Here is a 20,153-nt window from a genome sequence, read left to right on the forward strand (position 1 = left end):
GCGGAGGCGAATCGGATCAGGACGCCATTTCCGATCTCTCCCGGCCCGTGCCCGGTCAGAATTCCAGCGGCCCCTTCACCCCCGGAAGGCTCGGAAAGCTCGCCTCCCCGCCAGTCGAAGCGCCGGGGACGGCAGTGTTGAAGTCGATCGCGGGAGTGTCCCGCGCAGTGCCGGCCGACGGCTTCTCCGGCTGTGGAGCGCGCTCGCTGGGCTGGGACTTCTCCGCCGGACGGTCGGCTGCGCTGCCAGACGCCGCCCGCTCGGCGTCCTTGCGCGCGGCTTCGGCCGCCGCCTTCGCGCGCGCTTCGCGCTCCGCCTTGGCCGCTGCGGCCGCCGCCTCTTCCGCGGCCGCCTTGGCGCGGGCCGCTTCCTCCGCCGCCTTGCGTTCGGCTTCGACCCGTTCCGCTTCGTCGGTCCGCCAGCGATAGAAGCGGGCCTCGCGCCGAAGCCTCAGCTTCTCCTGGAGACTTTCCTGCATCTGCTCGACGCGGGCCTGTTCCTGTTCCAGCGCCCGCACCGACAGATAGTTGACGAGCGCGGTCGCATCGATCGACAGCGCCGGGTCGAACAGCTTGCCCGCGACGTCGTAGACGACCACCGGGGTCGCGCCTTCGACGCGGTCGAGCCCGGGGTCCAGCGACAGCTGCATCTCGCCGTCGAGCGTCAGCGACGCGAGATCAAGGCTCGTCTCGAGACGCAGCTGCTCGTTCTGGCTGGCGACGGTCGTCGGGGCGAACCGGACCGTCCCGCCGGTCACCGCGAATTCGCTGGAGGCGGACGGCACGGGAAAGCTCGTGCCTTTGGCCAGCCCGACGAATGTCGCCTTCGTATCGCCCTGCGGCTTGAAGCCCGATTCGTCGGCGGCCTCCAGCAGGGGACTGAAGATGGCAGGGGGAACGCCAGGGATCTGCGCGTCCGTCACAGACACCGAGCCGGCGCCGGTCAGCGCGGAAACGAGACCGGCATAGGACTGGCCGCTGCCGTCAAGCCGGATGTTTCCGGAGAGCGAACCGCCGCCCTCGCCGGCCGCAAGCTGCGGGAAGACCGCCGAGAGATCGAAGCCGGAAGACTTCGCCTCCAGCGTCAGCCCGCCGAGGCCGCCGGCATTGCGAAGCGCCAGGCGGCCGGAGAGTTCTCCGCCCGGCAGCGACAGCCTCGCCTTTTCAAAGGAAAGCTGCGAGCCCGTCACCAGCGCCTCCGCGGAGAAATCCTGGAGGCTGCCGGCGCCGGTGTCCAAGCTGTCGGCGGTGACGGCGACATCGAATTCGCTGTCCGGCAGAAGGCTCGCGCGGAAAGGCTTCTTCGGCCAGAGCGGACCCGAGATTGCAGTCTGAAGCGGCTCACCGAATACGAGATTGGCGACCCAGGGCAGCGACAGCGTCGAGACATGCGCCTTCCCATCGAAGGCTCCGCCGACGCTCTTGTGAATATCGACGGCGACGTCGTTGCCGGCGATCGTCCCGGAGACCCCGCGAAGCGTCCATTCCCCCACATCATAGACGACATCGCCGTTGACATCGACCGGGACGGAATCGAAGGACTGGCCGAGGTCGACCGCCGCCGTCCGCAGCCAGGGCCCGGCATCCTCGCTCTTCAGATAGACCGACATGTCGGCGCGGGTGACGCCGTTCGGGGTGACGTCGAGGACGCCGTCGACGCTGACTTCGCTGCCGGGGGCGCGCAAGGAGGCGCTGGCGACGGCGGGTCCGGTCTCGGCGGCCGAGAGCGACAGTTCGACCTGAAGCGGCGACGGTGCGTCGATTTCGGCGGCGGGAACCCCGAGCTGCCCGAGGAGGATGGCCGGCTTATCGTTCTTCAGCGTCAGATCGAGCCCGAAGCGTCCGCTTTCCTGGCGCGCATAGATGCCGTTCTCGATCGCCGAGGACAGGTCGATCGTGGTGCCGTCGGCGGTTCCCTTCAAGCGCACGAGAAGGCTCGGCTTCTTGCCGGCGTCCCCATCCGTCGCCTCCAGCTGACCCGAGAGTGCAAGCGGCGCCAGGCGCGCGGACTTGGCGCTCAGCACCTCGACGAGGGGAATGCCGGGAAGCCGGCTGTGCAGGAACGTGAAGAAGCGGGACGGCGCGGCGGAGGTCAGGTCGACGTCGAGCTTGCCCTTGGCCTCGCTCTTCAGATCCGTCAGCCGCCCGGACGCGGTAACCGTCGCACCGGCGATCCCCTCGACGTCAAGCTTGCCGATCGACAGCATGTCGCCGTCATAGAGCACGTCGGCATCGATCACGTCGGCCTTGACATCGTCGAAGGTGACCGGCCCGGCCTTGAGCGCGACGTCGAACCGATCGGCATTGGCGAGCGAGTCCGACTGGCCTGTCAGGATCTTGGTCAGGGCGAAGAAGGCGTCGAGGTCCACGGCGCCGCCGGAGAGCTTGGACGAGATCTTGGTATGCTCACCCATCTCCGTGCGTTCGAGCCGGCCGGTCAGCGTGTCGCCCCCAATATCCAGTTCGAGGCCGTTGAAGACCTGGCGCTCGGGCGTCAGCACCGTCTTCGCCGAGAAACCGGCGCGGCTGAGCGTGCGGATCGCCGGATCGATTTCGCCGGTCAGCCAGGACGAAAAGCCCGAGGGCTGCTGCGAGGCGACAAGCAGATCCCCTTCGAAGCTGAAGCTCGGCTCGAGGCCGACCGTGCCGCTCGCCTCGATGCGGGTGCGCCCTGGAAGTTCGGCCGAAAAGCCGTCGACAGACCAGCCGCCCCCGGTCGGGCTGGCGGTAAAGGCGACGTCGCGGATCGTCGTATCGCCGGCGAGGACAACCGGCAGATTGACGACCACCTCCCCGGGGATCGTCGGGCGCGGGATCTGCGCGAGCACCGAGCGCAGAGCTTCGACCCGCTCGGGCAACCCGATCGCGGATCCGGCCGGCGCCGCTTCGCTCGACGAGGACCCTTCACCGGACGCGAGCGCGTCGACATTGACCTGCTCGCCCTTCAGGGACAGCGCAAAGGATGGCGACTTGCCGAAGTCGAGGCTGCCCTTGCCGTTCAGCACATAGGGCTGCGGAGCCGGTCCGGCTTCGACGCGCAGGTCGCTCAGCTCGGCGGATTGCGGCGTCAGCCTGATCGCGCCGGCCGCCCGCAACGGCGGCACCGCCGGCCCTTGCGGCGTGTCCTGCGAAGCGCCATCGGACTGCGCGCCGGCCAGCGATTCGAAGGGGCTGCGCGTGCCGTCCGAAGCCTCGCCGGAAAGTCCCGCGAGTTCGGGCACTGGCCGCTGGATGCCGACCGCGCCCTTGAAGTTCGGCACGTGCCCGTCGAGCGTCGCCGATCCGTCGAGGGTGACCTTGGTGGACAGCGTGTGGTTGGCCGCCTCGACCCGCACCGGCATCGAGCCGTCGTCCTGGACCGTGCCGAGCGAGAGCGTGAAGTCGACCGTCTCGCCGCCGACGGAGAAACTGCCGCTGCCGTCGACGGGGCCCGCGAGCGTCGCCGCCGACAGGGTCGCGTCGACGTCGTTCAGCCTTTCGGTCCGCCCGGACGCGGCATTCTCGATCTCGACCTCACCGTTCTCGATGCCGACACTCTGGAGGACGACGGTCGCCCCGGTCGGGATATGGGGCTGGTCGACCACCCAGCTGATCGCTCCATCGGCGCCGACAGGAATGCGGATCGTCGGATGGTCGAGCGTCATCGAATAGATGAAGATTTCGCCCGACAGATATGGGGCGAGTTCGGCGTCCATGCGGAACCGATCGACGGTCAGGAGCGGCTTTCCGGCATCGCCTCCGACTTCGACATCCTCGAAGGTCACGGAGGGAAAGGGCAGAAGCCGCGCCGAGGCTTCCCCGCGGACGATCACCTTGCGGCCGAGGATCCTGGACGCCTCTCGCTCGAAATCGGCGCGATAGGCCGTCCAGTCGATGAAATACGGCGCGACCAGTGCCCCGAGCAGAGCCAGCACCAGGAGGCCGCCGACGAAAACGAAGGCTCTGACCAGAACTCAGCTCCCTTCTCGATCGGTTGGGCCGGCGGCCGAAGGCGAGACAGCCCCATGCTGCACTGCGCCAGCCGCCATTGCCGTCAGGATAGGCCAGAACGGAGCGCGAATGTCGAGGGTCAACGGATCATTCGGACGCGAAGATCTTGCCGGGATTGAGGATATTGTGCGGATCGAGCGCAAGTTTGATGCTCCGCATCACGTCAACGGCATCGCCGAGCTCGCGGCGGAGATAGCCGCGCTTGCCCTGACCCACTCCATGCTCGCCCGTGCAGGTGCCGTCCATCGCCACCGCCCGCTCCGCAAGCCGCGCCATGAAGGCCTCGGCCGCGTCGATCTCCCGCGGATCTGCCACATCCAGAAGCAGCGTGACGTGAAAATTGCCGTCGCCGACATGGCCGATGATCGGGCCGACAAGACCATTCGCCGCGATGTCCTCCTGGGTTTCGCCGATGCAGTCGGCGAGGCGCGACAACGGCACGCAGACATCCGTCGCGATCGCCCGCGCGCCCGGCCGCAGCGTCATCGAGGCCCAGTACATGTCGTGGCGGGCCTTCCACAGCTTCGCCCGCTCCTCGGTCTTCTGCGAGGCACGGATTTCGCCGCCCCCGTGCTCTCGCGCGATCGCGCCGAAGGTCTCGGCCTGCTCGGCCACAGAAGCGGGCGAGCCGTGAAATTCGAGGAACAGCGACGGCCGCGCTTCGAGATCGAGCCCGGCATAGGCGTTGGCCGCTTCCATGGACTGGGCGTCGAGAAGCTCGATCCGCGCAACGGGAATGCCGGACTGGATGGTCTCGATCACGGTGTCGCAGGCGTCACGCACGCTTGGAAAGGAGCAGACCCCGGAGAGAATCGCTTCGGGAATTCCGTAGAGCCTCAGGTTCAGCTTGGTGATGATCCCGAGCGTGCCCTCCGAACCGACGAGAAGCCGCGTCAGATCGTAGCCCGCCGAGGTCTTCTTCGCGCGCCGGGCGGTCCGGATGATCCTGCCATCGGCCATGACGGCCGTCAGCGAGATCACATTGTCGCGCATCGTCCCGTAGCGCACGGCGTTGGTGCCGGATGCCCTCGTCGCCGCCATGCCGCCGAGGCTGGCATTGGCGCCCGGATCGATCGGAAAGAACAGGCCCGTATCCCTCAGATGGGCGTTCAGCGCCTCACGCGTGATTCCCGGCTCCACCGTACAGTCGAGATCCTCGGCGTTGACAGCGAGGACCTTGTCCATGCGCGAGAGGTCGATGGAGATGCCGCCCTGCGGCGCGTTGATATGGCCTTCCAGCGAGGAGCCGGTGCCGAAGGGCACGATCGGCGTATCGTTCTCGCCGCAGATCAGGACCAGCGCCTGCACCTCTTCTTCGGTCTCGGCGAAGAAGACGGCGTCCGGCATCTGGTTCGGGATATAGGTGGTGGAATGGGCGTGGGCGCGGCGCACGTCCTCGCCGGTGACGACGCGATCGCCGAACTTATCCTTGAGGCTGGCGACGGCGGTTTCGATGCCGGCCCGGCGCACCGGCCGTTCCGCGAGAATATCCTTCAGCGCCATCCGCTTCCTCCCGTCATTGACATTTCGGCATTGCCTCGTTCTTCCCTCTTGCAGCCGACATCGGGGAGGATGCAAGCGCCATGACCGCGACCGAAGACCAGAAGGTGCCGTTCCGCTCGGCGCCGATGCGCTTGAAGCCGGAATGGATCGACTATAACGGCCACCTCAACCTCGCCTACTACCATGTGCTCTTCGACCAGGGTATCGACGGGCTGTTCGCCGCGATCGGGCTCGGCGAACTCTACCGGGCCGCGACGGGGTTCACGACCTATACGGCCGAGGCGCATGTCTCTTATCTGAAGGAACTGCCGCCGGACTCGGCTGTGACCGTGAGCTCGCAGATCGTCGGCCTGGATACCAAGCGCCTCCACATCTTCCAGGAGATGCATCACACCGATGGCTGGCTCGCCGCGACGCTGGAAAACCTCAGCCTGTCGATCGACCAGCGCAATCCGGACGGGCCGAAGGTGGCGCCGTTTCCGACGGACGTGTTCGAACAGGTCTCGCGCGCGGCAAAGGAGCACGCCCGGCTGCCGCGCCCGGAGCAGCTCGGTCGGTCGATCCGCGATCTTGGCGTCTGAAGCGGCGGGGCAGCGAATCGGGACCGAGGGTCTGTGCAGCGGCTCCAACCCTCGTGTTAAATTTTCGGTCCCAAGCAAATGAACCGTTTGGGCCGACGAGCGTTCGATGTAAGACTTGTCATGTCTGCGCGGCAAGGGTTTAAGCCAAATGCGGACGGCATGCATCTCGCGAGACATGAGACGCTCGAACTCGCGTTTTCTTCATCCGATTCTCCGGCAGGCCACTTCAAGCGTTCGCGACGCAAGTCGCATCCAGGCATCGGCGATTTCGGGACCCGGCAATACACCTGTTTCGATGGAACGCATGCACGCACCCGCCACGCATCCCCTATCCGACCGCACCGAAGACGCCAGAATCAACGATGCCAGCCGCGCCTGGAGCGCGATCCTCGCGTCCTATCGCCAGCCGAGCCACGCCCGCAGCATTTGGGAGATTGTCGTCAGCGCGCTGCCCTTCGCCCTGCTTTGGGCATTGGCCGGGATTGCGGCCGTCAACGGGTTCTGGTGGGGTCTTCTCCTGACGATCCCGGCGGCCGCCTTCCTGATCCGCCTGTTCATCCTGCAGCACGACTGCGGCCACGGTGCGCTCTTCACGCAGCGCGCCAGCAATGACTGGACCGGCCGCGTCATCGGCGTCTTGACGCTGACACCCTACGACTATTGGCGCCGCACCCATGCGGTCCATCACGCGACGGCTGGCAATCTCGACAAGCGCGGCATCGGCGACGTCGATACGCTGACCGTCAGGGAGTACCAAGCGCTGAGCTACTGGAACCGCGCGCGCTACCGGCTCTACCGCCATCCCATGGTGATGTTCGGCTTCGGACCCGCCTGGCTGTTCATCTGCCAGTACCGGCTGCCCATCGGTCTGATGCGGGCCGGCATGAGGCCCTGGGTCTCCACCCTTGCGACCAATCTCGGCATCGCGCTGCCGGTGGCGCTGCTGATCTGGCTGATGGGAGTCTGGCCGTTTCTCGCCGTTCAGTTGCCGATCACGCTGATGGCCGCGACCGCCGGCGTGTGGCTCTTCTACGTCCAGCACCAGTTCGAGGAGACGCACTGGTCCATGGACGAGGACTGGAACTTCCAGCGCGCAGCGCTTCACGGCAGTTCGCATTACGACCTTCCGCCGGTGCTGCGCTGGTTCAGCGGCAATATCGGCATCCACCACGTCCACCATCTGTCGAGCAAGGTGCCGTTCTACCGGCTGCCGCAGATCCTGCGCGATCATCCGGAATTGCGAAGCATCGGCCGCATCACCCTGTGGCAAAGCTTCGCCTGCGTCAGGCTCGCCCTTTGGGACGAGCGCAACAAATGTCTCGTCTCCTTCCGCGAGGCGCGGACGGCCTGATCGGCCGGCTCCTCCGTCGATCGGGAACGCGATGGCGATCTGGCGACCGGTATAGCGCATACGGACCCTGGTCATCGTCCTCACCTGGCGCGAAGTTCAGTTGCTTCTCGCCGAGATCGAAGACGATGACGGCCAGGTCCTGGACCGGAGAAATTCCGATCCACGCCATCCGCCACGGCGCCAATGATCCCTCCTCGACGCCGGGTGCCGGATCCTGATCAGCCGCGCTCGCTGCATCGATGCGACCGGTCCCAGGGGTTGAAGCGCCCGCCGTTCGGTGCGACATCAGCCGGATGACCCGATATCGGCCGTTTTCCGTCTCAGCAGCAAGTCGCGCGCGCCCATGACCACCTATCTCGAAGCCGAAGCCAATCCGAGCCGCAACACCGGCGCGATCCGTCTCTACGACGATGCAGCCTTCGAGGGCATGCGACGCGCCTGCCAGGCGACGGCGCGCTGTCTCGACGGGTTGGTCGACATCGTCAAGCCGGGTGTGACGACGCAGGAGATCGACGATTTCGTCGTGGAGTTCGCGCGGCAGAACGACACGGTCTCCGCCACGCTGAACTATCGCGGCTATCCGAAGAGCGTTTGCACCTCGATCAACCACGTCGTCTGTCACGGGATCCCCAATGACAAGCCGCTGAAGGAAGGCGACATCGTCAACATCGACGTGACGCTGGTCGTCGATGGCTGGCATGGCGATTCCTCGCGCATGTATCCCGTGGGCCGGATCAAGCGGGCGGCGGAGCGGCTCTGCGACGTCACCTACCGGTCGCTGATGTTGGGCATCGCGGCGGTGAAGCCGGGCGGCCATATCGGCGACATCGGCGCAGCGATCCAGGAATATGCCGAATCGGAGCGCTGCTCGGTGGTACGCGATTTCTGCGGTCATGGCGTCGGCAAGCTCTTCCACGACGCGCCGAACATTCTTCACTACGGCCGCCGCGGCGAGGGCGTCGAGATGCGGCCCGGCATGATCTTCACCATCGAGCCGATGATCAATCTCGGCCGACCGCATGTGAAGATCCTGAACGACGGCTGGACCGCGGTGACGCGCGACCGGTCCCTTTCCGCGCAGTACGAGCATACGCTGGGCGTCACCGAGACGGGCTGCGAGGTCTTCACCTTCTCGCCGCGCGGGCTCGACACCCCGGGCCTCGACGTCTCGCCCGTCGCGGGCGCGGCGGAATAGACCCGGCCGATGAACACGGGAGGCGGCGAGGACGAGCCGGACTTTCCCGGCCTCACCGAGGCGCGGGCTGAGCGTCATGAGCCGCCGCACACATCCGCCAGAGCAGAGGCGAAGCATCACGACGGCCACCGCGACAGGCTGCGGGAGCGCTTCGCCACCTCCGGGGCCGCCGCGCTTGCCGATTACGAGCTTCTCGAATTGATCCTCTTCCGGACGATCCCGCGCCGTGACGTCAAGCCGATCGCCAAGGCGCTGATCGCCCGCTTCGGCTCCCTGTCGGAGGTCCTCAACGCGCCGCGTCAGCGGCTGGTGGAGGTACCCGGCGTGAAGGAGGCCGTCGCGCTCGACCTTTCGATCGTGGCGGCGATCAACCAGCGGGCGATGCGCTCGGCGGTGAAGGGCCGCGAAGTACTCTCCTCCTGGTCCGCCGTCCTCGACTATTGCAAGGCGGCGATGGCATACGAGACACGCGAGCAGTTCCGCATCCTCTTCCTCGACAAGAAGAATGCGCTCATCGCCGACGAGATCCAGGGAACCGGGACCGTCGACCACACGCCGGTCTACACCCGCGAAGTGGTCAAACGCGCGCTGGAACTCTCGGCGACCGCGATCATCCTCGTCCACAACCATCCCTCGGGCGATCCGACACCCTCGCGGGCAGACATCGATATGACGCGGACCATCGTCGAGACGGCGAAACCGCTCGGCATCGCCGTCCACGACCACATCATCATCGGCAAGTCCGGCCATGCGAGCCTCAAGGGGCTGCGGCTGTTCTGAGCCGGCGAGGCCGCGACGCCCGAAGCTTGCCCGCGGACACGATCGGGGGTGGATTTCGTCCCCGGGGCTCGCCATCTGCGCTAGGAGAGACGAAGGGAGCGCGTCATGAAACTTGCCTATTTCGCCTGGGTCCGCGAGCGGATCGGCCTCGCAGAGGAAGAGGTGCAGCTGCCCGCGGGCGTCGAGACCGTGGACGATCTGCTGCACTGGCTGAAGGGGCGTGGCGCAAACTACGATTCCGCCCTGCAGGCGCCGGAGATCATCCGCGTCGCCATCAATCAGGAGCATGTCGATCATTCCGAGCCGCTGGCCGGCGCCAAGGAAGTGGCGCTCTTCCCGCCGATGACGGGCGGCTGACCAAGCCTTTGACGGAGACCGACGTGAAGCAGCATCCCGACGACGCCGGCTCGCAAGGGTCCGCACATGCCCCCGCTCGGCCGACGGTCCGGGTCGAGACTGGGCGGATCGACATGGCTGCGGAGACCGCTCGACTGTCCGGCGGCGGCGCCGTCGGCGGGCTGGTTACCTTCTCCGGCTATTGCCGCGACGAGGGCGGCCGCCTCGCGGCGCTGGAACTCGAACACTATCCCGGCATGGCCGAGCGCGAGATCGAGAAGATCGCCCTGGAGGCCGCAGGTCGCTGGCCACTTCTCGCCGTCACGGCGATCCATCGCACCGGCATGATCTCGCCGGGCGAGGAGATCGTCTTCGTCGCCTGCGCCTCGGAGCATCGGCAGGCCGCGTTCGAGGCGGCGAGCTTCCTGATGGACTTCCTCAAGACCCGAGCCCCGTTCTGGAAACGGGAGCATCTCGTCGATGGCACCGCCGGCGGCTGGGTGGAATCGAAGGACACCGACGACGCTGCCGCCGACAAGTGGCACCGGCTCTGACAGGATTCGCGAGGGACGGCGACGCCCCGGCAGCGCCGCATTGATCTCCCGACCGTAAGACAGCTTGGGAAAGCCGCGCAGAGGCGCGCGCAAATGCCCCGGCCCCTGCCCCGTTCGTTCACCCGCGCCTCTCCTTCGGCGCCCGAGCTGTCGGGCGAAAAATAAGTCGATCCCAGCCGATTGAACCCCGACCCGCGGAGTGGAACACTGCGATCCGCAACGGGGGGAGCCCGAATGACTTCGGACGAGTTCAAGGCCTGGCGGCGCTCGCACGGTTTCACCCTGGCGCATGCCGGTCAGGCCCTGGGGCTCCCGACGACGACCGTCCTGAGCTACGAACTCGGATCGCGCAAGGACGACGACCGGCCGGTGGTCATCCCGAAGACCGTCGCCCTCGCCTGCGCGGCCATCTCCCACGGCCTGAAGCCGATCGGCGAGACATGAGTGCTCTTCCCGGCTTCCCGCCCGTCCAATCTTCAGAACAAGTTGGAAGAGGCCGGTTGCGACGAACTACTTTATGTGTAAACTATTTTCCGGCGGCGGAAAAACCGCGGACATCGTCAGCATTGCCGGCACCGGGACAAGAGATCACGTTCCCCTCGCCGCAGAGTTTCGCATGGGAGATGCAGGAATGACCAGACTTCGCACCGTCGCCATCGGCCTCCTTGCGGCGACAGCACTCGCCGGGTCCGCCGCCGCCGAAGATACGGCCAATGAAAAACTCACGGTCGGCCTGATGCTCACCCTGTCCGGCCCGGCGGCCGTCCTCGGCGAACAGGGCCGCGACGGGTTCCTCCTCGCGGTGGAACAGATGGGCGGCAAGCTCGGCGGAGTCCCGACCGAGGTGACCACGGCCGACGACGAGTTGAAGCCGGACGTCGCCGCCAACAAGGCCCGCGAACTCGTCGAGCGCGACGGCGCCGACTTCGTCGTCGGCCCGATCTTCTCCAATATCGCCGGCGCGATCGTGAAGCCGGTCACAGAGGCGGGCAGTTTTCTGATCAGCCCCAATGCCGGCCCGTCCAATCTCGCCGGCGAGGCCTGCAACAAGAATTTCTTCGCCGTCTCCTATCAGAACGACCAGAACCACGAGGTTCTCGGGCAGTACGCTCAGGATCAGGGCTATGCCCGCGTCTTCCTGCTGGCGCCGAACTACCAGGCGGGCAAGGACTCGCTCGCCGGCTTCAAGCATGCCTACAAGGGCGAGGTGGTGAACGAGCTCTACACCCCGCTCGGCCAGCTCGACTTCTCCGCCGAGCTCGCGCAGATCGCCGCCGCCCAGCCGGACGCCGTCTTCACCTTCATGCCCGGCGGGATGGGGGTCAATCTGGTCAAGCAGTACCGCCAGGCCGGCCTCGAATCGATCCCCTTCCTCTCCGCCTTCACCGTCGACGAGACGACCCTGCCCGCGCAGAAGGACGCCGCAGTCGGCTTCTTCGGCGGCTCCGACTGGGCCCCGGACATGGACAATGAGCAGTCCAAGGAATTCGTGAAGGCCTATGAGGCGAAGTACGGCAGCGTGCCCGGCAGCTACGCCATGCATGGCTACGATGCGGCGCTGCTGATCGACAGTGCGGTCAAGGCGGTGGGCGGCGACCTCTCCGACAAGGACGGCCTGCGCAAGGCGCTGGAGAAGGCCGACTTCCAGTCCCTGCGCGGCGACTTCAAGTTCGGGCCGAACCACTTTCCGATCCAGGACTTCTATCTCGTCAAGGTCGCCAAGCGCGACGACGGCAAGTACGAGACCCGGATCGAGAAGAAGATCTTCGACGATTATCAGGACAACTACGCCAAGGACTGCAAGATGGATTGAGGGCAAGGCTCGGCATAGGGGCGGACGGCGGGGCGGATCAGTAGCCCCTCATCCTGAGGTACGACCTGAGCGCAGCGACGGGAGCCTCGAAGGGCGAGGGCGCTGGGCTCGACATTCACCCATCGCCCTTCCAAACGCGCATCCCTTGAAGGGGAAGCGGCTGCCCCCTCGCCCTTCGAGGCTCGCTTCGCTCGCACCTGAGGATGAGGAGGCTCCGACCCCCGTGGGCATGAGAATGATGCAGGACCGATGTTCAACCTTTTCCTCCTGCAGGCGCTGAACGGCGTTCAGTTCGGGATCCTGCTCTTCCTCGTCGCGGCGGGGCTGACGCTGATCTTCGGAATCATGAACCTGATCAACCTCGCCCATGGCGTCCTCTACATGGTCGGTGCCTATTTCACCGCCGCCTTCACCGCCTGGACCGGCGACTTCTTCCTCGGCCTCGCGCTCGCACTGCCCGCCGTCCTCGCCTTCGGCCTCCTCCTCGAACGCCTCGTCTTCCGCCACCTCTACGAGCGCGACCATCTCGAACAGGTGCTGGCGACCTTTGGGCTGATCCTGATCCTCAACGAAGGCGTCAAGATCCTCTTCGGCGCAGCGCCGATGAGCGTGCCGGTCCCCGACATCCTCTCGGGCTCGATCCCGCTGATCGGCTTCATGCGCTATCCGGTGTTCCGCCTCGCGATCATCGCGGCAGGCCTCGCGACGGCGTTGGGGCTCTACCTCCTCGTCAACCACACACGCGTCGGCATGCGGCTGAGGGCCGGCGCCTCCAACGCGCCGATGGTCTCCGCCCTCGGCGTCGACGTCGGACGGCTGTTCATGCTCGTCTTCGGTCTCGGCGCCATGCTCGCGGGCTTCGCCGGCGCCATGGTCGCGCCGATCCTGTCGGTCGAGCCCGGCATGGGCGACAGCGTCCTCATCCTTACCTTCGTCGTCATCGTCATCGGCGGCGTCGGCTCGGTGCGGGGCGCCTTCGTCGCGGCGATCCTCGTCGGCCTCGTCGACACGCTCGGCCGCACCTTCGGGCCGATCGTGCTGAAGAGCCTGATGGATCCCTCGGCCGCCTCGCAGGCCGGGCGGACGCTCGCCCCGATGCTGATCTACATCCTGATGGCGGCCGTCCTGTCCTTTCGGCCGGCCGGCCTCTTTCCCGCCAAGGGCGCCGCGGCATGAGCGCAGGCGCCTCCGATGCCGGTCTCTCCCGACAGGGAACCGACAACAAGACCTCCGAGCGTCGCCGCGGCATGCTTCAAGGGCGCGGCGCCGTCCTCGCGGCCGGCCTGATCTTCCTCGGCCTCGCGCTCCTGCCGCTCCTTGCGGCCGCGACGGACGATCCGTTCCTGATGGTGACGGCGACGCGCGTCATGATCTTCGCGCTCGCGGCCCTGTCGCTCGACCTGATCCTCGGCTACGGCGCGATGGTCTCCTTCGGCCACGCTGCCTTCATCGGGATCGGCGCCTATGCCGTCGGCATCCTGGCCGCCAACGGGATCGACGACCTCCTCCTCCAGATTGTCGCCGCCATCCTTGCCGCCAGCCTCTTCGCCCTCGTCACCGGCGCGATCTCGCTTCGGACGAAGGGCGTCTATTTCATCATGATTACGCTCGCCTTCGGCCAGATGGCGTATTTCTTCATGGTCTCGCTCTCGGCCTATGGCGGCGATGACGGGCTGACGCTAAAGGCGCGCTCGACGCTGTTCGGCCTGAACGTGCTGGCGGGCGATCGCTCGCTGTTCTACCTCGTGCTTGCCGTCCTCGCCCTCGCCTTCTTCGGCCTGCGCGCCCTCACCCTGTCGCGCTTCGGCCGCGTCCTGCGCGGCACGCGCGACAATCCCGCGCGCATGCAGTCCATCGGCTTCTCGCCCTTTCCCTATCAGCTCACGGCCTATGTCATCGCCGGCGCCATAGCCGCCGTCGCCGGCGTCTTCCTCGCCAACCAGGCGGAGTTCGTCTCGCCCGCCTATATGACCTGGCAGCGCTCGGGCGAACTGATCGTCATGGTCGTCCTCGGGGGCATGGGGAGCCTTGCCGGAGCGATCGGCGGTGCCATCGCCTTCCTGCTTCTCGAGGATTGGCTCGCCCAGATCTCCGAACACTGGAAGCTCGGCCTCGGCCTCCTCCTCGTCCTCCTCGTCCTGTTCACCCGCGGCGGCATCGCCGGGGGCATCGAGCGGCTCATCGGAGAACGGCTCAAATGAGCGCGCGGCCGCTCCTCTCCGTCCGAGGACTTTCCAAGAGCTTCGGCGCGCTCAAGGTCACCGACGATTTCCACCTCGACGTTCCCGACGGCGAACTCCACGCGATAATCGGACCGAACGGCGCCGGCAAGACCAGCCTGATCCACCAATTGTCGGGAAGCCTGAAGAGCGACGGCGGGACGATTTCCTTCGCCGGCAAAGACATCACTCGCCTGTCGATGGTCGAGCGCGTGCGCCGGGGCCTTGCCCGCTCCTTCCAGATCACGTCGATCCTGGAGGGCTTTTCCGTTCTCGAAAACACGGCGCTGGCGGTGCAGGCGCGGTCGGGATCGAGCTTCCGCTTCTTCGCCCCGGCCGCGAGCGAGGCCGCGCTCAACGACCAGGCGATGGCGGCCCTGGCCCGCGTCGGACTCGACGACCGGGCAGAGCGGCGGGCCGGCAGCCTCTCCCATGGCGAAAAGCGGCAGCTGGAGATCGCCATCGCGCTGGCGACCGGCGCCCGGCTTCTGCTCCTCGACGAGCCCCTGGCGGGAACCGGGCATGAGGAATCGACCCTTCTTGTCGAGCTCATGCGCGCGTTGAAGGCGACGCATACGATCGTCCTCATCGAGCATGACATGGATGCCGTCTTCGCGCTCGCCGACCGGGTCAGCGTGCTCGTCAGCGGACGACTGATCGCGACGGGAGCACCAGCCGAGATCCGGACCGACTCGCAGGTGCGCGTCGCCTATCTCGGCGAAGAGGGAGCAGCCGCCTGATGCTCGACGTCGAGGGCCTCGAAAGCGCCTATGGCGACAGCCGCATCCTCTTCGGCATCGACCTTGCGGTCGCGGCCGGCGAGGTCGTCACCCTCCTCGGCCGCAACGGCATGGGCAAGACGACGACGGTGAAGTCGATCTTCGGCCTCCTGAAGCCGCGCGGCGGCCGGGTCCGGATCGACGGCGAGGACGTCACCGGCCGTCCGCCGCATGTGGTGGCCAAGCGCGGGCTCGGCCTCGTGCCGGAGGGCCGGCAGATCTTCCCCACCCTCTCCGTCGAGGAGAACCTTGTCGCCACCTGTCGCGCGAGCCGCGCCGGCGCGCCCAAATGGACGCTCGACAGCGTCTACCGCCTGTTCCCGCGGCTGAAGGAGCGGCGGCGCAACATGGGCAACCAGCTGTCGGGCGGCGAGCAGCAGATGCTGGCCATCGGCCGGGCGCTGATGACCAATCCCCGGCTCGTCGTCCTCGACGAGGCGACCGAAGGCCTCGCCCCCTTGATACGCGAGGAGATCTGGACCTGCCTTGCGGCGATCAAGGACGCGGGCGAGGCGATCCTCGTCATCGACAAGAATGTCGACGCGCTCGCCCGCTTCGCCGACCGGCACGTGGTCATCGAGAAGGGCCGTGTCGCCTGGAGCGGCACCTCGGACGAGCTGCGGGCGACGCCGGAGATCAAGGACCGGTTCCTGCATGTGTGACGGCCGGGCCGGGCTCGCGCGCGCGAACGGAACCTTGTAAGCGGACCGGAGGAATTGGGGACGATGCAAGGCGCCCATGGCAGGCGGCTTCATCGACGAAGAGGGGGCGGCCTATGCCATACGAGACCATCTGGACGGGTGGCGATCCGGTCGCCGACTACGATGCCGCCTATGACAACAGCGGCTCGGTCCCGGATTCCGCGGCGTTCCTGCCGCGCTGGCAGGCGGACGCAGCAGCCTTTCGCGGCAAGCTTTCCTCCGAAGGCCGGGCCGACCTCTCCGTTCCCTATGGCGACCGGCCGCGCCAGCATTACGATCTCTTCCGCCCCGAAGGCGAGGTGCAGGGTCTCGTCGTCTTCGTCCATGGCGGCTACTGGAAGGCGCAGGAGATCGGCAACTGGTCGCACTTTTCGGCCGGGGCGCTCTCCCGCGGCTTCGCCGTCGCCCTGCCGGAATATACGCTATGCCCGGAGGCGAGCGTCGCGGACATCACCCGCGAGATCGGGCGCTTCCTCGACCATTCGGCGGCGCGGATCGCCGGCCCGATCCGTCTGTCCGGCCATTCCGCCGGCGGCCACCTCGTTTCGCGCATGCTCTGCACGAACGCGCCGATCGCCGCGGCGACGGCCGACCGCATCGACCACACCGTCTCGATCAGCGGCGTCCACGACCTCCGGCCGATCATGCGGACCGCGATGAACGATGTGCTCGGCCTCGATGTCGCGGAGGCGCTGGCCGAAAGCCCCGCCCTTCTGGAGCCGCGCCCGGGCGCCAATCTCACCTGCATCGTCGGCGGAGCGGAGCTTGCGGAATTCCGCCGTCAGAACGCGCTGCTTGCCAATGCCTGGCATGGCTTCGGCGTCGTCACACGCGCGGCCGAGATCGCCGGCCGGCATCATTTCGACGTCGTCGACGACCTTCTCGATGCCGAAAGCGAACTTGTCGCCATCTTGACGCAGCCCCCGAGCCGCTGAAACGGTCGGGTGGAAGTCCATCCTCGCCACAGCGCGATTCAGGAGCCGCTCATGCAGACGATCTTCGTCCAGTTCAAATGCCGGCCGGGCATGGCCTACAAGGTCGCCGACGAACTCGTGCAGGAAGTCGAGCAGATCTCGGAGGTGTTCTCCACCTCCGGGCATTACGACCTCATCGCGAAGTTCTATCTCGCCGACGACCAGGACATCGGCCACTTCGTCACCGAGCGGCTTCAAGTCATTGAGGGCGTCGCCGACACCTTCACGCTCGTCGCCTTCAAGGCCTTCGGATAAGGCCGCCGGATTCGGAGCACCGGGCGGATTGGTCGTCGGCCCGCGGTCGCGTCGGCCACTTCGGTCCGTCGATCTTCTGTTTATCCTGACCGGAAAAACTGCCGGCGCAGCCCTTGCCCGACAAGCCTTTCTAAGACAATCAGGCTTAGGCTGCCCTTTTGCTTCACCAGGCTTGGAGTAACCGGCCCATGACCCAGCCCGTCACGCCGATCATCATGGCCGGCGGCTCCGGCACACGGCTCTGGCCGGTGTCGCGCGACACCATGCCGAAGCAGTTCATCGAGCTTCTCGGCGAGGGCCTGTCGGCCTTCCAGGCGACGGTGCGCCGGGTCGCCGGCGAGGGCTTTGCCCGGCCGATCGTCGTCACCAACGAGCAATTCCGCTTCACCTGCGCCGAGCAGCTCGCCCGGCTCGGGATCGCCGCCGACGTCGTGCTGGAGCCCGAGCGCCGCGACAGCGCCGCCGCGGTCGCCGTCGGCGCCGTGATGGCCGAGCGCCGGACCGAGGACGCCGTCTGCCTTGTCCTTGCCTCCGACCATGTGATCGGCGACGAGGCGGCGTTCCTGGAGACGATCCACCAGGCCGCGCGGCTCGCCGCTTCCGGCCGGATCATGACGCTCGGCATCCGCCCCGACCACGCCTCGACCGCCTATGGCTATGTCCAGCCCGGCCGCGAGAGCCTCGGTGCCGACGCCTTCGTCCTCGAACGCTTCGTCGAAAAGCCGGACGCTCCCACCGCCGAGCGCTACATTGCCGAGGGCTTCCTCTGGAACAGCGGCAATTTCGCCTTTCCCGCCGCCCTGATGCTGCGCGAGCTCGAGCGCTACGTCCCGAAGGTCGTGGCGGCGGCGCGCGACGCGGTCGACAATGCCGTGCTCGATCTCGACTTCATCCGCCTCGACGCGGCCGCCTTCTCCGCTTCGCCGACCATCTCGATCGACTATGCGGTGATGGAGAAGACCGAGCATGCGGGTGTCCTCGCCGCCGATTTCGGCTGGTCGGACATCGGCTCATGGGATTCGCTCCACGAGGTCAAGCAGAAGGACGAGAACGGCAATCGGCTGGAAGGCGACGTCGTCGCGCTCGAGACGACCAACAGCTTCGTGCGATCGGACGACATGCTGACCACCGTGCTCGGCCTCGACCGCGTCGTCGTCGTAACCACGCATGATGCGGTTCTCGTCACCTCGATGGACGCCGCGCCGAACGTCAAGACGCTGGTGGCCGCGCTGAAGTCGGACGGCCGGCGCGAGGCCGGCGAGCATCTGAAGATCTACCGGCCCTGGGGCTGGTACCAGCGGATCGACATCGGCGACCGCTTCCAGGTCAAGCATATCTGCGTCAAGCCGGGCGGGACGCTCAGCCTGCAGCGCCACCACCACCGCGCCGAGCACTGGGTGGTCGTCCACGGCACGGCCGAGGTGACGATCGACGACACGGTGAAGCTCTACCACGAGAACGAGGCGGCCTATCTGCCGATCGGCTGCGTCCACCGGCTGAGGAACCCCGGCAAGATCGATCTGAAGCTCATCGAGGTGCAGGTCGGCAGCTATACCGGCGAGGACGACATCGTGCGCATCGAGGACGTCTACGCCCGGGCCTGATCCGCTCCGCCGTCACCGTCTCGCCCGCACGCTTCCATCGCAATCGCCCTATAGAAGAGCACCGCCCATGACCTCGCTGAAGTTCGGCACGAGCGGCCTCCGCGGCCTGGTCACGGACCTTCAGGGCTGGCCGAGCCATGCCTATGCGCTGGCCTTCCTGAAGCATGTCGCCGGCACGATGCCCGAAGGCGGCGAGCGCGAGGTGCTGATCGGCCGCGACCTCAGATCCAGCAGCCCGGAGATCGCGCGGCTCGCGGCCTCCGCCGCCCGGCGCGCCGGCTTCTCCCCGCGCGACTGCGGCGCCGTGCCGACGCCAGCGCTGGCGCTTGCCGCGATGTCCCGCGGAGCGCCTGCGATCATGGTCACCGGAAGCCACATTCCGGACGACCGCAACGGGCTGAAGTTCTATCGGCCGGACGGCGAGATCAGCAAGGCGGACGAGGCCGGCATCCTTTCCGCCTTCGCCAGCCTGAGCGACGCCGAGCGCCGGCCGGATGAGGCTGGACCCGCCGCCGAACCGCTGGCGGTCGCCGAGACCTACGCCGCCCGCTATACCGAGTTCTTCGGGCCCCAAGCCCTTTCCGGCCTTGCCGTCGGCGTCTACCAGCATTCCTCCGTCGCCCGCGATCTCCTCACAGACATACTCGGCGGGCTCGGCGCCACCGTCGTCCGCTACGGCCGCGCCGAGGCCTTCATCCCCGTCGACACCGAGGCGCACCGGCCCGAGGACCTCCACCTCCTCGCCGGCTGGGCCGCCGAGCAACGCTGCGACGCCTTCGTCTCGACCGATGGCGACGCCGACCGGCCGCTGGTCGCTGATCGGCACGGGACGGTGCTGCGCGGCGACGTCCTCGGGCTCCTCACCGCCCGGCATCTCGGCCTCTCCACTCTGGTGACGCCGGTGACGTCGAGCTCGGCGATCGAGCGCTCCGGCATTGCGGACAGCGTCATCAGGACCAGGGTCGGCAGCCCGTTCGTCATCGCCGGTATGGCGGAGGCCGCAGCCAGCGGCGCGTCGGGCATCGTCGGCTTCGAGGCGAATGGCGGCCTTCTGCTCGGTTCCGACATCGTCCGCGACGGGCGCCGGCTCGCGGCCCTGCCGACGCGCGACGCCGTCCTGCCGATCGCCGCGGTGCTGGCCGAGATGGCGCGGACGGGCAAAGCGCTCGCCGACCTCGTTGCCGATCTCGACGCCGGTCACGCCGCCGCGCATCGCCTCCCTGAGGTGAAGGCCGACCGCAGCGGGCCGTTCCTCTCCCGCCTCGCCGAGGATTCCGCCTGGCGCGAGGCCTTTTTCGCCCCGATCGGCCGGGCCGACGCCGTCGACGGGATCGACGGGGTCCGCGTAACGCTGGAGAGCGGCGCTGTCGTCCACTACCGCGCGTCGGGCAACGCGCCGGAACTCCGCTGCTATGTCGAGGCGGGCGACGCCGCAAAGGCGCAGCGCCTTCTCACCTGGGGGCTGGACGCTGCGGCAAAGGCGATGGACCCCAACGCCTGACCAGAGCCGCGGCCCGGC

The 20,153-nt window shown here is 67.2% G+C and carries 18 protein-coding genes; 16 read left to right on the forward strand and 2 right to left on the reverse strand.

What is annotated here, in order from left to right; translation table 11 throughout:
* Window positions 1-55: 55 nt before the first annotated feature.
* Together LH400_RS00395 and LH400_RS00400 are read right to left on the reverse strand one after the other, a co-directional pair.
* The gene (locus tag LH400_RS00395; RefSeq protein ID WP_255616776.1) at window positions 56-3,949 is read right to left on the reverse strand and encodes an AsmA family protein; all 3,894 of its coding nucleotides are present in this window, start codon (window positions 3,947-3,949) and stop codon (window positions 56-58) included.
* Between the two features lie 127 nt (window positions 3,950-4,076).
* A complete protein-coding gene (locus LH400_RS00400; protein WP_229150671.1) occupies window positions 4,077-5,492 on the reverse strand; it encodes an FAD-binding oxidoreductase in 1,416 nt (471 codons plus the stop codon).
* An 80-nt stretch (window positions 5,493-5,572) separates the two neighbouring features.
* Between LH400_RS00400 and LH400_RS00405 the strand changes: the two genes are divergently transcribed.
* The 16 genes from LH400_RS00405 to LH400_RS00480 all read left to right on the forward strand — a co-directional run bounded on the left by LH400_RS00405 (window position 5,573) and on the right by LH400_RS00480 (window position 20,135).
* Window positions 5,573-6,073: a thioesterase family protein gene (locus tag LH400_RS00405; protein WP_229150672.1), complete on the forward strand. Its 501-nt coding sequence runs from the start codon at window positions 5,573-5,575 to the stop codon at window positions 6,071-6,073.
* 304 nt (window positions 6,074-6,377) lie between these two features.
* The gene (locus tag LH400_RS00410; protein WP_229150673.1) at window positions 6,378-7,424 is read left to right on the forward strand and encodes a fatty acid desaturase; all 1,047 of its coding nucleotides are present in this window, start codon (window positions 6,378-6,380) and stop codon (window positions 7,422-7,424) included.
* Window positions 7,425-7,767: 343 nt separating this feature from the next.
* On the forward strand, window positions 7,768-8,619 hold the full coding sequence (gene map / locus LH400_RS00415) for a type I methionyl aminopeptidase (RefSeq protein ID WP_229150674.1): 852 nt from the start codon (window positions 7,768-7,770) through the stop codon (window positions 8,617-8,619).
* 9 nt (window positions 8,620-8,628) lie between these two features.
* Window positions 8,629-9,399 carry a RadC family protein gene (gene radC, locus LH400_RS00420; protein ID WP_229150675.1) on the forward strand — a complete coding sequence of 257 codons (771 nt, stop codon included), beginning with the start codon at window positions 8,629-8,631 and terminating at the stop codon, window positions 9,397-9,399.
* A 105-nt stretch (window positions 9,400-9,504) separates the two neighbouring features.
* Window positions 9,505-9,756, forward strand: a complete 252-nt coding sequence (moaD, locus tag LH400_RS00425) for a molybdopterin converting factor subunit 1 (protein ID WP_229150676.1) — start codon at window positions 9,505-9,507, stop codon at window positions 9,754-9,756.
* 113 nt (window positions 9,757-9,869) lie between these two features.
* The gene (locus tag LH400_RS00430) at window positions 9,870-10,289 is read left to right on the forward strand and encodes a molybdenum cofactor biosynthesis protein MoaE (protein ID WP_229151224.1); all 420 of its coding nucleotides are present in this window, start codon (window positions 9,870-9,872) and stop codon (window positions 10,287-10,289) included.
* Window positions 10,290-10,523: 234 nt separating this feature from the next.
* The gene (locus LH400_RS00435; RefSeq protein ID WP_229150677.1) at window positions 10,524-10,733 is read left to right on the forward strand and encodes a helix-turn-helix domain-containing protein; all 210 of its coding nucleotides are present in this window, start codon (window positions 10,524-10,526) and stop codon (window positions 10,731-10,733) included.
* 187 nt (window positions 10,734-10,920) lie between these two features.
* A complete protein-coding gene (locus LH400_RS00440; RefSeq protein ID WP_229150678.1) occupies window positions 10,921-12,102 on the forward strand; it encodes an ABC transporter substrate-binding protein in 1,182 nt (393 codons plus the stop codon).
* Between the two features lie 249 nt (window positions 12,103-12,351).
* Window positions 12,352-13,278: a branched-chain amino acid ABC transporter permease gene (locus LH400_RS00445; protein ID WP_229150679.1), complete on the forward strand. Its 927-nt coding sequence runs from the start codon at window positions 12,352-12,354 to the stop codon at window positions 13,276-13,278.
* Window positions 13,275-14,303 (forward strand): branched-chain amino acid ABC transporter permease, encoded by a 1,029-nt coding sequence (locus LH400_RS00450; RefSeq protein ID WP_370638297.1) that lies wholly within the window; start codon window positions 13,275-13,277, stop codon window positions 14,301-14,303. The genes LH400_RS00445 and LH400_RS00450 overlap by 4 nt, the downstream gene beginning before the upstream one ends.
* A complete protein-coding gene (locus tag LH400_RS00455; RefSeq protein WP_229150680.1) occupies window positions 14,300-15,061 on the forward strand; it encodes an ABC transporter ATP-binding protein in 762 nt (253 codons plus the stop codon). The genes LH400_RS00450 and LH400_RS00455 overlap by 4 nt, the downstream gene beginning before the upstream one ends.
* A complete protein-coding gene (locus LH400_RS00460; protein WP_229150681.1) occupies window positions 15,061-15,762 on the forward strand; it encodes an ABC transporter ATP-binding protein in 702 nt (233 codons plus the stop codon). Before LH400_RS00455 ends, LH400_RS00460 begins: the two co-directional genes overlap by 1 nt.
* A 113-nt stretch (window positions 15,763-15,875) precedes the next feature.
* The gene (locus LH400_RS00465; RefSeq protein WP_229150682.1) at window positions 15,876-16,736 is read left to right on the forward strand and encodes an alpha/beta hydrolase; all 861 of its coding nucleotides are present in this window, start codon (window positions 15,876-15,878) and stop codon (window positions 16,734-16,736) included.
* Window positions 16,737-16,787: 51 nt separating this feature from the next.
* A complete protein-coding gene (locus LH400_RS00470) occupies window positions 16,788-17,030 on the forward strand; it encodes an Lrp/AsnC family transcriptional regulator (RefSeq protein ID WP_229150683.1) in 243 nt (80 codons plus the stop codon).
* 188 nt (window positions 17,031-17,218) lie between these two features.
* On the forward strand, window positions 17,219-18,634 hold the full coding sequence (locus LH400_RS00475; RefSeq protein WP_229150684.1) for a mannose-1-phosphate guanylyltransferase/mannose-6-phosphate isomerase: 1,416 nt from the start codon (window positions 17,219-17,221) through the stop codon (window positions 18,632-18,634).
* 67 nt (window positions 18,635-18,701) lie between these two features.
* Window positions 18,702-20,135 (forward strand): phosphomannomutase, encoded by a 1,434-nt coding sequence (locus LH400_RS00480; RefSeq protein ID WP_229150685.1) that lies wholly within the window; start codon window positions 18,702-18,704, stop codon window positions 20,133-20,135.
* Window positions 20,136-20,153 lie beyond the last annotated feature (18 nt).

Origin of the sequence: Jiella soli (genome assembly GCF_020615385.1) — a bacterium.
GTDB lineage: Bacteria > Pseudomonadota > Alphaproteobacteria > Rhizobiales > Rhizobiaceae > VKMB-3413.